Source organism: Arthrobacter sp. P4_F11, assembly GCF_056401395.1.
Genome location: NZ_JBFUJK010000007.1, coordinates 34856 through 47520 on the forward strand (window position 1 = coordinate 34856; position 12665 = coordinate 47520).

Annotated in this window: 14 protein-coding genes; 9 read left to right on the forward strand and 5 right to left on the reverse strand. The window is 68.6% G+C overall.

The window, feature by feature from the left end:
• Positions 1 to 13: 13 nt before the first annotated feature.
• From AC1DRO_RS09455 to AC1DRO_RS09465, 3 genes are all read left to right on the forward strand, one after another.
• On the forward strand, positions 14 to 832 hold the full coding sequence (locus tag AC1DRO_RS09455; RefSeq protein ID WP_476950641.1) for an HAD family hydrolase: 819 nt from the start codon (positions 14 to 16) through the stop codon (positions 830 to 832).
• 175 nt (positions 833 to 1007) lie between these two features.
• Positions 1008 to 1271 carry a hypothetical protein gene (locus AC1DRO_RS09460; RefSeq protein WP_476950762.1) on the forward strand — a complete coding sequence of 88 codons (264 nt, stop codon included), beginning with the start codon at positions 1008 to 1010 and terminating at the stop codon, positions 1269 to 1271.
• A 99-nt stretch (positions 1272 to 1370) separates the two neighbouring features.
• Positions 1371 to 2213, forward strand: coding sequence for a glycerophosphodiester phosphodiesterase family protein (locus AC1DRO_RS09465; RefSeq protein ID WP_476859532.1), 843 nt, complete (start codon positions 1371 to 1373; stop codon positions 2211 to 2213).
• A 13-nt stretch (positions 2214 to 2226) separates the two neighbouring features.
• Here AC1DRO_RS09465 and AC1DRO_RS09470 read toward each other — a convergent pair whose 3' ends face one another.
• Together AC1DRO_RS09470 and AC1DRO_RS09475 are read right to left on the reverse strand one after the other, a co-directional pair.
• Positions 2227 to 3153, reverse strand: a complete 927-nt coding sequence (locus AC1DRO_RS09470) for an NAD(P)H-hydrate dehydratase (RefSeq protein ID WP_476950642.1) — start codon at positions 3151 to 3153, stop codon at positions 2227 to 2229.
• Positions 3137 to 3898, reverse strand: a complete 762-nt coding sequence (locus AC1DRO_RS09475; RefSeq protein WP_243178285.1) for a histidine phosphatase family protein — start codon at positions 3896 to 3898, stop codon at positions 3137 to 3139. The genes AC1DRO_RS09470 and AC1DRO_RS09475 overlap by 17 nt, the downstream gene beginning before the upstream one ends.
• A 156-nt stretch (positions 3899 to 4054) precedes the next feature.
• Here AC1DRO_RS09475 and AC1DRO_RS09480 point away from each other — a divergent pair, with 156 nt between their 5' ends.
• Positions 4055 to 5179, forward strand: coding sequence for a glycerate kinase (locus tag AC1DRO_RS09480; protein WP_476950643.1), 1125 nt, complete (start codon positions 4055 to 4057; stop codon positions 5177 to 5179).
• Between the two features lie 37 nt (positions 5180 to 5216).
• Here AC1DRO_RS09480 and AC1DRO_RS09485 read toward each other — a convergent pair whose 3' ends face one another.
• Together AC1DRO_RS09485 and AC1DRO_RS09490 are read right to left on the reverse strand one after the other, a co-directional pair.
• Positions 5217 to 5924, reverse strand: a complete 708-nt coding sequence (locus AC1DRO_RS09485) for a DUF6766 family protein (RefSeq protein ID WP_476950644.1) — start codon at positions 5922 to 5924, stop codon at positions 5217 to 5219.
• Positions 5921 to 6421 (reverse strand): DUF6328 family protein, encoded by a 501-nt coding sequence (locus AC1DRO_RS09490; protein ID WP_476950645.1) that lies wholly within the window; start codon positions 6419 to 6421, stop codon positions 5921 to 5923. Before AC1DRO_RS09490 ends, AC1DRO_RS09485 begins: the two co-directional genes overlap by 4 nt.
• A 223-nt stretch (positions 6422 to 6644) precedes the next feature.
• Between AC1DRO_RS09490 and AC1DRO_RS09495 the strand changes: the two genes are divergently transcribed.
• Together AC1DRO_RS09495 and AC1DRO_RS09500 are read left to right on the forward strand one after the other, a co-directional pair.
• Complete coding sequence (locus tag AC1DRO_RS09495; protein WP_476950646.1) at positions 6645 to 7562, forward strand: SDR family oxidoreductase; 918 nt, start codon at positions 6645 to 6647, stop codon at positions 7560 to 7562.
• Positions 7563 to 7634: 72 nt separating this feature from the next.
• Positions 7635 to 8156, forward strand: coding sequence for a hypothetical protein (locus AC1DRO_RS09500; protein WP_028275970.1), 522 nt, complete (start codon positions 7635 to 7637; stop codon positions 8154 to 8156).
• Positions 8157 to 8295: 139 nt separating this feature from the next.
• Here AC1DRO_RS09500 and AC1DRO_RS09505 read toward each other — a convergent pair whose 3' ends face one another.
• Positions 8296 to 9639: a uracil-xanthine permease family protein gene (locus AC1DRO_RS09505; protein ID WP_476950647.1), complete on the reverse strand. Its 1344-nt coding sequence runs from the start codon at positions 9637 to 9639 to the stop codon at positions 8296 to 8298.
• Positions 9640 to 9870: 231 nt separating this feature from the next.
• Here AC1DRO_RS09505 and AC1DRO_RS09510 point away from each other — a divergent pair, with 231 nt between their 5' ends.
• The 3 genes from AC1DRO_RS09510 (at position 9871) to AC1DRO_RS09520 (ending at position 12665) form a co-directional block, all read left to right on the forward strand.
• The gene (locus tag AC1DRO_RS09510) at positions 9871 to 10476 is read left to right on the forward strand and encodes a malonic semialdehyde reductase (protein WP_476950648.1); all 606 of its coding nucleotides are present in this window, start codon (positions 9871 to 9873) and stop codon (positions 10474 to 10476) included.
• A 302-nt stretch (positions 10477 to 10778) separates the two neighbouring features.
• Positions 10779 to 11348: a hypothetical protein gene (locus AC1DRO_RS09515; protein ID WP_476950649.1), complete on the forward strand. Its 570-nt coding sequence runs from the start codon at positions 10779 to 10781 to the stop codon at positions 11346 to 11348.
• 168 nt (positions 11349 to 11516) lie between these two features.
• On the forward strand, positions 11517 to 12665 hold the full coding sequence (locus AC1DRO_RS09520; RefSeq protein ID WP_476950650.1) for a GGDEF domain-containing protein: 1149 nt from the start codon (positions 11517 to 11519) through the stop codon (positions 12663 to 12665).

Below are 12665 nucleotides of genomic sequence, written 5' to 3' on the forward strand. Positions count from 1 at the left end.
GTAGACTGGCACTATGCGGCTGGTAGCAAGTGACATTGACGGAACGATCCTCGGCCATGACGGCAAAATCAGCGACCGGACCGTCCGCGCGTTCCACGCCTGCCGCGACGCCGGGCTGGAACTGGTGTTTGTCACCGGGCGGCCGCCGCGCTGGCTCCACCCCCTGCAGGACCAGCTGGGGCATACCGGAACGGTCATCTGCTCCAACGGCGCCGTCGTGTGGGACCTCGAGGCGGACCGCCTGCTCTCGGCGCGGACACTGGACCTCGACGCCGTGTTCGAGGTCCGCCGCATCATCAAGCGGCTGCGTCCCTCCGCGCTGTTTGCCGCCGAAACCCTGACCGGCTTCCATTTGGAACCGGGCTTTATCGAAAACGGCTCGAGCGAACTGCTCGCGGATTTCACCCCGGCCCCGCTTCACACCACGCTCACCGAGGCGGACGCCGTGGCGAAGTTCCTGGCCATTGTCCGCGAAGGCACCGCCGACGAGTTCCTGGCCGAGGTGACGCCCGCCGTCGCCCATCTGGCCGCCGCGACGCACTCGGCGCCGAACATGGCTCTCCTCGAGCTGTCCCTGCCAGGCGTGAACAAGGCCGTGGCCCTGGCTGAATATGCGTCGTCCCTCGGCATCGGCGCCGCGGACGTGGTGGCATTCGGGGACATGCCCAACGACATCGAGATGCTTCGCTGGGCCGGGCACGGCTACGCGATGGCCAGCGGGCACCCGGAAGCGATCCGGGCCGCCGGGCGGCAGGCCCCGCACTTCGACGACGACGGCGTCGCCCAGATCCTCGAGTCAAAGCTCGCCGAACTCGGCGTCCGGCTGCCCTAGCACTCCGGCCCCGCCTCAGGTCCCCACGCCCGCACCCGGCTCAGGTCCACGTCCCCGCACCGATCGCACGGTTCACGGCGGACACCGGATTCCCAGCGGACGGTCAACTGGCGTTCACCTTGGCCTCCTAGGCTGAAAGCTCGCGACGAAACGTTTGACCGAGAGTGGGGACATCATGGCCAGGCACCGCATCAACAACACGGACGAACAACCCCTGCACCCGGTGGAACCGGACCGGCACTGGCGGCAGCTGCGCCAGGGCGACCGCGTCAGCGTCCGGCTCGCCCCGGGCGTTGAGACCGGTGGGCTTGTGGACGCCGTGACGGCGGACCACAGCGTGGTCTGGGTCGACCTCGACGGCGGCCGCGGCCGCACGCTGCTGCACTGCAGCGACGGCGTCGAAATCCGCCGGCAGGCTGCTGACACCCCGTCCCGCTGAGGCCGCTGACCCGGCCCCGCTGACCTGGCCCCGATGGGCCCGGGCCGCCAGTACCGGCCCGCAAGCCCCGGTCCCGTCAGACCAAGGTACGCTTCAGGAGTGACTGACCTGCACCCCTACTTTGCCCCTCGCGGGGATCGCGACGGCGGCCCGGAGGGCGCCGCCACCCCGGCCCCGGGCGGTTCCCGGGCGCCGCTGGCGCTGGCCCACCGGGGCTTTTCGCTGGACGGGCTGGAGAACTCGATGGCCGCGTTCCGAGCTGCGGTCGACCTTGGGTTCCGGCATCTGGAGACGGACGTGCACACCACGGCCGACGGCGTGTTGGTGCTCTTCCACGACAAGACCCTGGACCGGATCACGGAGGGCCGGGGCCAAATCGCGGACCTTCCGGCCTCAACCGTGGCCCGGGCCAGGATCGGCGGGACCGAACCGATCCCGCGGTTCGATGAGTTGATCGCTGCCTTCCCGGACGTCCGGCTCAATATCGACGTCAAGGACTGGAACTCCGTGGGCACCCTGGCCTCGGCGATCGAACGCCACGGACTGCACGACCGCGTGCTGGTGGCCAGTTTCTCGGACCGGCGGCGCCGGGCAGTGCTGAAGCAGCTGAGCCGTCCGGCCGCGAGCTCGGCCGGCATCGTGTCCAACGCCGTGTTCGTCCTGCTGGGCCCCGTGCTGCCGACGCCGCTGATGTCTGCCGTGGTGCGCCGGGCACTGCGCGGAGTCCACGCCCTGCAGGTCCCCGTCCGCTACGGTGCCGTGCCGGTGGTGACGCCGGGCTTTATCCGGCGGGCACACCGGCACGGGCTGCAGGTCCACGTGTGGACAATCAACGAGCCCGCGGAAATGCACCGGCTGCTTGACCTTGGCGTCGACGGGATTGTCACGGACCGCGCGGACCTGCTCAAGTCGGTCCTCCAGGAGCGCGGGACCTGGTCCTGAAGGTTCGCTCCGCTCAGGCGGAAAGTTCCATCATGAGTGGCGGCAATTCGTCGGTGAGCTCCCGGGCGAGATAGCCCAGACCGCCCAGCCGGCTGGCAAGGCGGTCTCCGGCCGCAGCATGCAGATGCGTTCCCCAGCAGGCGGCCTGCGCATTGTCCGTTCCCCTGGCGCGGAGGCCGGTGATGGCGCCGGAGAGGACATCGCCGCTGCCCGAGGTGCCCAGCCCGCTGTGCCCTGTGGTGATCTCCCAGAGGCCGGCCCCGGACGCGGCAGCCCTGCTGCTGCGGGGTTCTGCGATGGCGCCCTGACACGTGACTACGGCCCGGTATTTGTCGGCCACCTCAGGGAGCTGGCGGTGCAGGTCCTCGACCTCCCGCCCGAGCAGGATGCCCGCCTCCGTGATGTTCGGGGTCAGGATCAGCCGGCCGGCCCACGGCGCCAGTTCGGCTTCGAGTTCCGGGACGCTGGCCAGGGCAAAAGCATCCAGGACAATGCACGGCGGGCTGCCCGGGGTGGCTTGGAGGAGTTCGCGCAGCAGCGCCGTGGTCTGGTCCTTGTCGTCCAGGCCCGGCCCCACCAGGACGGCGTCGGCGGTTTCCAGCTCGGCGGCCAGGGACCCGGCGGCGGAACCGACCAGGGTCCCGGCCGTCGTTTCCGGCAGGCCAAGGACGCCGGCTTCGGGCAGGGCGATGGCGAGCGGCACCGCCACGGACTCCGCCACGGCCAGGGTCAGCCGGCCCGCGCCCGCGCGGAGGGCGGCGACGCCGGCGAGCAAGGCCGCTCCGGGCGTCTTGCGCGCACCGCCGATCACCAGCACGGAGCCCCGGTCATCCTTTCCGGAGCCGCCGTCAGGGAGCGGCCAGGCGCGCAACAAAGCGGGGGTGACGGCCTCGGCCTGGGGGCGGCGTTTCGCCTGCCGGGAGTTAGCGGGGGTGGACATCGGCGTCTCCCGAGTGCTGGGTTACCGGGACACCTTCGCTCGTGAGGTGGTCGGCCATGTTGAACGCCTCCAGCTGCCATTCCCCCCGGCCGCCGGGCCGGACGAAGCGGCTGACGGAGGCGTTGAGGATGGTGGACGCGGCCGCGATGTCCAGCAGCTGCTCCTCCGAGAGCCCCTCCAGGATGTAGCGGATGAGCAGGATCACGGCGTCGTGGCAGACCAGCAGGACGCCCCCGCCCGGATGCCTGTTGTCGAGGTCGGCGAGCAGCGAGCGAAGCCGCAGCACGACGTCCGCCCAGGACTCGCCGCCCGGGGGCCGGTAGTAGAACTTGCCGAGCCACCGCCGCCGGCCGGCCTCCTCCGGGAGGCGGGCTTCCACCCCGGCCGAAGTGAGCATGTCCAGGATGCCGAGCTCACGGTCGCGCAGCCGCTCATCGATCAGGACAGATGTTTGCCAGCCGCCGGTCTGGACGGCGAGTTCCGCGGTCTGGCGTGCGCGCAGGTAGGGCGAGGACCAGACTGGCGTGCGCCGGCCGTCCGGGTAGCCCGCGAGGAGCCTGCCCAGGGCCAGCGCCTGCTCCCGTCCCGTGTCTGACAATCCGACATCCGCATCCCGGGCCGGGACATCAATGACATGCGCGCCGGCCTGCTGAGCCAGCGTGGCGGCAACGTTGCCCTGGCTTTCACCGTGCCGCACCAGCAGTAACTCGGTCACGCCCGGAACGCCGTGTCCGTAGTGGCTCACCGATCCCCCTATCCGTTGCTTTCCAACGTTGTCCTCTGCCGGGGCTGGCCCGGGCTGGAATATGTGTGGCAGACAGGTTACTCCCAGTGGCACGGATTTGTCCCTGCACCGGCGATGGGGCAACATCGGGGGCCGCCGGGCTGGCAGGATAGAGCCATGCGCATCCTCATCGCCCCGGACAAGTTCAAGGGCTCCCTCACCGCCGTCGAGGCCGCCGCGGCCATTGCCGAAGGCGCCCTGCGCGTCTACCCCGAGGCCGACGCCATCCAGTTTCCGGTGGCCGACGGCGGCGAAGGGACGCTCGAGGCGGCCGTCGCGGCCGGCTACGAGGAACGGCTCAACGCGGTTGTCGGCCCGATCCTGGCCCCGATCGGTGCCGCGTGGGCCATCCGGGCGGATGCTTTCGGCGGGGCCACCGCGGTGATTGAAACGGCGCAGGCCTCAGGGCTGGCGCACATGGAGCCCACACCGGCCAACGCGCTGCGCGCCCACAGCTATGGCTGCGGCCAGCTGATCGCCGCCGCACTGGACGCCGGTGCCACGGAAATCGTGCTGGGCGTGGGCGGTTCGGCCATGAGCGACGGCGGCAGCGGGGCCCTCCGCGCCCTCGGACTCAAGCCGTTGGACGCCGCCGGCAACGTGGTGCCCCTCGGCGGCGGGTCGCTTGCCGACGTCGCGTCCGTGGACATCAGCGGCCTGGACCCGCGGCTGGCCGGGGTGAAGTTCAGGATCGCCGTCGATGTCCAAAACCCGCTGTTCGGCAGCGACGGCGCGGCACACGTGTTCGGCCCGCAAAAAGGCGCCGACGCCGATGCGGTGGAACTGCTCGACGCCGGCCTGCGCAACTGGGCCTCGGTCCTGCGCCAGAAGACCGGCCGGGACGTCAACGTGCCCGGCGCCGGAGCGGCCGGCGGGTTCCCGGCGTCGTTCCTGGCCTTCAGCACGGCCGCCCTGGAAGGCGGCTTCGAGCTGGTGGCCGGCCTCACCGGGCTGGACGCGAAACTCGCGGTGGCTGATTTGGTCATCACCGGGGAAGGCTCCATGGACAGCCAATCGCTGACAGGCAAGGCGCCGATCGCCCTCGCCGATGCCGCCCAGGCCCTTGGCATTCCGGTGGTCGTGGTGGCCGGCCGGATCCTCGTCACCCCAGAGGACCTTGCCCGTCACGGCGTGGTGGCCGCGGCTCAGCTGCTGGACGTCGCCGGCAGCCCCCAGGACGCAGTAGCAAACGCCGCAAAGTACCTTACCTGGGTCACCAGCCAGGTCCTCGAAGGCGCCTGAGGTCCCTTCTGGTAGGCCGTGCCGGCCGGCCTGCCGCCTAGGCGCCGGTCTCGTAGTGCGGTTCGGCCACGGGTTTGGACTCGGGCGAGCCCTTCTCGCGCAGGTAGACCGAGGCGCCCACCAGGACCGCCACGGCGAGGAACTCGCTTTGCCAGTTCTGGAAGGACTCGAACCAGAATCGGCTCGTCGCCAGATAGCCCAGCACCGTCACGGTGGGCTGTCCGTGCGCCTGCTGGTCACTGTTGTAGTCCTCCGCGCCGCCAACCGCGTGCAGGGCGATCGACGCCAGGAACAGCAGGAGGAACATGATCGAAAGCGAGTGTTCGTAGAGCTTGAGGACCCAGCCGCCGCGCCGCACCGGCCACGGCGTGGACTCCTTGAGCTTTGCCTGCCGGGGGTCCTCGTCCTGCGGGGAGGTCCGGCCCATCGGCTTGGACTCGGAGGACCCCTTCTGGAACAGGAAGACGGTGAGGATGACGTACATGCCCATCTGCAGGAATTCCGACTCCCAGTTCTCGAAAGTCGCCTCCAGGAAGTTCCCGGTGCCAAGGTACTGCAGGACGGTCACGGAAGGTTCGCCGTGGGCAAGCTGCTCGTCGCTGTAGGTGCTTGCCCCGCTCAGGACCATGCCGCCGAAAAACACGACGAACAGCCCGATATTGGCTAGAAGCAGTCCATGTTCCTTGACCCACTTGCCCAAGGTTCCCGTGCCTGCGGTGTGGCGCTCATGTGAAACGTTTGTCATAGCGACTCCTCTTTGCGGGCCCGTCGACGGATCCAGGCAGGGACAAGTACCAGCAGCAGCACCAGCACGGCGAGCAGCCCGACGCCGGCGATCACGCCCGCCGTCCGGCCTACCGTGACATCGAAGATGAGTGAGGTGGTGCCCACGCTCAGCAGCCCCACCCCGGTCAACGAAAACCTGACGATGATGTCCGCGCTGCTCACGAGGGCCTGCTTCAGCCCTTGCCGGAACAGCCGGCGGTGCACGCTCACAGGCAGCAGGATCGTGGCCGTGGTCAGGGCGGCCAGGACGACGTTGGCGAGATACAGGCGGGTCTGGTACTCATCGAGCGTCTCGAAACGCGACTGGAACGGCAGCGTCAGGAGGAAGCCGGCGAGAATCTGGACGCCGGTCTGCAGTACGCGCAGTTCCTGCAGCAGTTCGACCCAGTTGCGGTCCATCCGCTCCGCAACGGACTCGTCCCTGCCGTCGTTCTTCGGCACTACTGGGCCAGCCATCGGTACTCCTCCGCAAAATCCTGAAACCAAGGGAACCCGCCGCAGCATGTGGCTCCACCCTCAACCTAGGCTTGAGAGTTGCCAAAAACAAGTTGGTACTAAGCTTGCTGACGATATTGTGGTTAGGGTAGAAACTGATTACTTCGCCGGGATGGATTCAGCGGGCCCCGGCCACACGGGACCGATGAACATCCCTGGAAACCGACACGTTGTTAGGCGGACTATGAGCGACTCAATCGAACGGCAGGACCAGCCCAAGCAGCCCGACCAGCCGCGCGATCCACGCGCCGGCTACCATTCCGGCCCGTTCCCGGAACAGGTCCAGAAGCAGCCCGGCCTCACCGCGCCCATGGAGCCCAAACCGGACCACGGCGAGGAAAGCTACCGCGGCAGCGGTGCCCTGAACGGCAAGGCCGCCCTGATCACGGGCGGCGACTCCGGAATCGGCAGGGCGGTGGCGATCGCCTTCGCCCGGGAGGGGGCCGACGTCGCCATCTCCTACCTGCCGGAGGAAGAAGACGACGCGCAGGACACCGCCGAGTGGATCCGAAAGGCCGGCCGCAAGGCCCTGCTGCTCCCCGGCGACGGCCGCAGCGAGGACTTCGCGGCGGACATCGTGAAGGCGACGCTGGCCGAATTCGGACGCCTCGACGTCCTGGTGCTGAATGCGGCCTACCAGAAGAACCGCGAGAGCTTCGAATCACTGCCCACCGAAGAGTTCGATCGAGTTTTCAAAACCAATCTGTACTCTCTGCTCTGGACGGCCCGTGCCGCGGTCCCGCATCTGGAAGCGGGTGCGTCGATCATCACCACTGCGTCCATCCAGGCCTTCAACCCGTCCCCGGAACTCATTGACTACGCCATGACCAAGGCGGCCCAGGTGGCCTTTACCAAAGCCCTGGCCCAGGAGCTCGGACCCAAGGGCATCAGGGTCAACGCCGTGGCCCCGGGTCCCATCTGGACACCGCTGATTCCGGCCACCGAATGGCCCGACAAGCTCCCGTCCTTCGGCCAGGACACGCCCCTGCAGCGGGCGGGGCAGCCGGCGGAGCTCGCGGCCGCCTACGTCCTTCTCGCCTCCGACCACGGTTCCTACATTTCCGGAGCCGTGCTTCCGGTCACCGGAGGCAAAGGCCTCTGAACCCGCTCCGGACCCGTCCACTGCCAGCTAGTCCCATTTCCAGCACCAGTTTCCAGTACCAGGAGGAATGACATGACTGAAAACCAGCAGGATCCCAAGACCGTCACCGAGGAAGCGGGCGGCTACGGCACACCGACCGCCGAGCAGGAGATGGGCGGCGATGGGAAGAAATTCGCCCAGCCCCGCGAGGAGGAGGCCTTCGACGCCGCCGGGCTGAACCAGGACAGCCCCGACGGCGAGACGTATCCGGCCGGCGCGCCGGACCTGAGCCAGTTCGGTGCAGAAGATCAAGACAGTGCAGGAGAACCCGGAGCAGGTCGCTTCGGAGGAGCGGAGGAACAAATGAGTTCAGAAAACGCCAGCGCAACCCCCGGCTTCGATCCGGACGCCTCGGAGAATTCCGAGGCGGCAGTGCCGTCGTCGGAAGCGGAGATGGACGGGGCCAACACGGAAGAGCCCGACGCCGGGCGGCCCTTCTCCTCTGAGTCCGGACAGGACGCGGCGGGGCTGCCGGACGGCTCCGGGACGGACCTGCCGGAGAACAAGTCGCCGAAGGACCGCGACGATGACAAGGACGCCTTCGACGCCGGCTAGTCCCAGGGCCGTCGCGCCCCGCCACTGCCGGCGCTGCCGGCCGTGGCAGCGAAAAGGCCGGACTCCTGCCCGAGGGCGGAGTCCGGCCTTTCTCGTCGGCGGGGTTGCCCGCCTGCCGCGCGCTTCCGGGCGGCGCTCTTTAGCGGCGCTTCTTGGGGGAGCGCTTGACCGCGGCCGTCGAAGCTGCGGCCGGCGCGGGATCTTCGGTTTCCGGTTCGGCCACCGTGCCGCGCACCTTCGCGATCGCCTTCATGCCGTGGTAGATCACCAGGGCCGCGGCCGAGCCGAGCGCAATCCCGGTGAACTTCAAGTCGCCGATGGTCCAGGTGTAGTCGGCAATCCCGACAATAAGGGCGACGGCGGCCGTGGTCAGGTTGATCGAGTTGGAGAAGTTCACCTTGTTCTGGACCCAGATTTTAACGCCCAGCACCCCGATCATGCCGTACAGCATCGTGGCCGCGCCGCCCAGGACGCCGGCGGGGACCGTGGCGATAAGCTCGCCAAACTTCGGCGAGAAGCTCAGGATCACTGCGAAGCCGCCGGCCACCCAGTACGCCGCCGTCGAATACACCTTGGTGGCGGCCATGACGCCGATGTTCTCGGCGTAGGTGGTCGTCCCGGACCCGCCGCCAAGACCGGCAAGTACGGTGGCGGCGCCGTCGGCCAGCAGTGCGCGGCCGGAGACGCCGTCGAGGTTCTGCCCCGTCATGGCGGACACGGATTTCACGTGGCCGATGTTCTCTGCCACCAGCACCAGAACGACCGGCACGAAGAGGCCCACGACGCCGAGGTGGAATTCGGGGGTCTGGAAATGCGGCAGGCCCACCCACCCAGCACTGTCCACCTTGGAGAAGTCCACCTCGCCCCGGATCATCGCAACAAGGTAGCCCACCAGGACACCCGCCAGGATGCTCAGCCGGCCCAGCATGCCGCGGAACAGCACGCTGACCACGATGATGACGGCCAGGGTGATGAAGGCGGTCACGGGGGCCTGGTCGAAGTTGGCCTTCGCCGCGGGTGCCAGGTTCAGGCCGATCAGCGCCACGATCGCGCCGGTCACGATCGGCGGCATGACCCGGTTGATCCAGCCGGCGCCGAACTTCTGCACCACGGCGCCGACGACGGCGAGGGTCGCGCCCGCCAGGACCACGCCGCCGAGTGCCCCGGGGACGCCGAACTGCTGCTGGGAAGCCATGATCGGCGCGATGAACGCGAAGCTGGAACCGAGGTAGCTGGGCACCCGTCCCTGCGTGATGACCAGGAACAGGAGCGTGCCAATGCCGGAGAAGAACAGGGTGGTGGCTGGCGGCATGCCCGTGATGATCGGGACCAGGAAGGTGGCACCGAACATGGCCACAACATGCTGCATCCCGATCCCCACCGTCAGGGGCCAGGTGAGCCGCTCATCCGGCCTGACGACCTCACCGGGGCGGACGGACTTGCCGTTGCCGTGGAGCTTCCATTTGGTGCCGAGCATGCTCATGCCGGGAGCCTTTCAGAGAATGTGGGGCGGGCGGGAAGGAATCTTCCCGAGCAACTTTACCGCGCAGCATTTACCGGCCGTCCCGTCGGGCCGGCGTGCTGCGTGCCGGGCCGGTGTGCGCGAGGTCACAGGGCGCAGCGGGAAGCAGGCGCCGTCCGTTGAAGTTGCAACTATTGACAGCAGGAGACGCCGGCCGCCCAAGAGTGCGCCGGCCCAGCGAAAGGGATGCCCATGACACTCGCCCACGATGAAGCAGTAATCGAGGCAGCCGCCGTCGACGCCATCTTTGCCGAAGCCCGCACGGCGAACGCCTTCACCGGCGACGTCACCGACGAGCAGGCCCGCGCGATTTACGAACTGACGAAGTTCGGCCCCACGGCGTTCAACTCCCAGCCGCTGCGCGTTACGTACGTGCGCTCCGACGAAGCCCGCGCCACGCTTGTAGATGCGCTGGCCGCCGGAAACCGCGCCAAGACGGCATCAGCGCCGCTCGTCGCGGTCCTGAGCTACGACACCGCCTGGCAGGACCAGTGGGACGCGTTCCTTCCCGGCTACAACGCACCCAAGGCCATGTATGACGCCGCGCCGGAACTCGCAGCGGCCACGGGCAACAACAACGCCCACCTGCAGGCCGGCTACTTCATCCTCGCGGTCCGCACCCTGGGCCTCGCGGCAGGTCCCATGACCGGTGCCGACTTCGCCAAGATCGACGCCGCGTTCTTCCCCGACGGGAACCAGCAGAGCTTCCTGGTGGTCAACATCGGCCAGCCCGGGGCAGACGCCTGGGGCGAAGCCAAGCCGAAATTCGCCTACGAGGACGTCGTCCGCACCGTCTAACAGCCCCCGGCGCCGTTCTCCGGCACTGTCCTTCCGCGGAGGTGCCTCCGGCACTGTCCCCTTCGCAGAGGTGCCTGCGGCACTGTCCTCCCGCGGAGGTGCCTCCGGCACTGTCCTCCCGCGGAGGTGCCTCCGGCACCATGGGGGACAGGCCGGAGGCACTCGGGATGCGATTCTGCGGTTCAGCGCAAGGCCCACATCCAGGGCCACTTCCCATTTTAGTCCGCGCCGTCGCCGCCGGCACTGTGAGTTTGCGGCGCCCGCCCGGCCCCGGAGGCGCCGCGGCGTGGCACACTTTTCCCATGCGGAACCTGATCGCGGTGGCCTTCGTGGAACCGGTAGCCGAGGGGCTCGAGTTTCCCCGGGATGACTGGCCGCTGCACCTCACCCTGGTCAAATTCGACGTGGTCAAGGCCGGCGTCGTGAAGTCCGACGTCGTCGAACCCGGCCAGGAAACCCGCGCGGAACCCGCGCCGGGCACGCCGCCAGCCGCGGGCGATCCGCTCGCCGGCCACATCGCCGCCCTCATGGCGGACCCGGTGGCCGCTGCCCTGGGCTGCCGGATCAGCGTGGGCGGCGAAGCCGGGTTCGGACGCGCAGGGTCGATCCCGGTCAACCTGATTGAACCCAACGATGAGCTGCAGGTCCTCCACAACGAGCTGGTCCGGATCGTGGATCAGCTGCCCGGCCGGATCTCCACGCCTGCCTTCACCCTGGAGGGGTACCGGCCGCACGTCTCGCACCACGGCGACAAACGGCTCCGGCAGGGCGACACGTTCGCGCTTGACCGAATAGCGCTCGTGGACATGGCGCCCGACGGCGGGCACGCCACGCGCCGGATCCTGAAGTTGTGGACTGTCGGCCAGGCGTAGGCGCCAGAACGGCGTCTGGGGAGGGCACGACGTCATATCCGCGACGCCGGCGCTGGATTCCTGCGGACCGGGTGCCATACTTGGGTCAACTTCGGCAGCTATTCGACGGTAATTCGAAGACGAAGTGAGTATTTAGGGCAAGTCACAGCGGACCGGGGGGACCACTAAATGATGCTTGACGCCGCGACACTGCGGGTTGCCTTGGCGCTTGTCGACCTCACACTGCTCATGCTTTTCTACTTCATTACGTTCCGGCGCACCCGGTCGCACTACAGCGGCTGGTGGTGCATGGCGCTCCTGCTGTTCCTGGTCGGCAACGGCGCGTACCTGCTGGAGGGTACGACGCAGCAGGGGTGGGCCATCCCTGCCGGCAACGTCCTGCTGGTCGCCGGTGCCGCCAGCATCTGGGCCGGCGGTCGATCCCTCCGCGCCCCCTCACTCCGGCCTTGGCAGCTCGCGGCCGGTCCTGCCGCGACCGCCGTCGCTTCCTTCCTCGGCCACCCGGCCACCAACGTCTGGGCGGGAGGCCCGGTGTACCTGGGATTCATGGCCGTGTTGATCGGCCTGGCATCCCGGGAGCTGTTCCTGCTCGAGCGCGACTACTCGCGCGTCCACCGTCCCCTCGCGGTGGGCGCCGGCATCCTGGCCGTGTTCTACCTGGGCCGCCTTGTCGCTTTCCTGGCGAACGGACCGGACGGTGCCGTCTTCACGTCGGTGTTCGGCTCCGTCCCGATGACGGTCTTCTCGACGATCACGCTCGTGGTTGCTTCCTTCACCATGGCCGAGCTGAGCTACGAACAGCAGACCCAGGACCTCCGGGCACGGGCCACCGTGGACGGCCTCACGGGCCTGCTCAACCGTTCAGCGTTCCTGGACCTCGCGGAAAACGAACTGCGCCGTTTGCGCCGGACCGGCACCACGGCATCGATCATCCTCGCGGACCTGGACCACTTCAAGGCCATCAACGATCAGTTCGGCCACTCGGCAGGGGACTCCGCGCTGCAGGCCTTTGCCAGGGCCTGCTCCGGCACCGTCCGCTCCACCGACCTCGTGGGCCGTTACGGCGGTGAGGAATTCATCCTCCTGCTGCCTGGCGTCACGCCGGACCGGGCACGGGAAATCGCTGCCGACATCAGCGTCCGGCTCCATCAATCCGGGTCCGCAGTGATTCCCCGGCTGCCCACCGTGAGCTACGGCATCGCGTCCACCGGCGCCGGAGCGGGCAGCCTCGACGCCGCAGTGATCTCGGCCGACGCGGCCCTCTACCAGGCAAAGACGCTTGGCAGGGACCGCGCCGAGTTGGCCACCGGTGGCTGA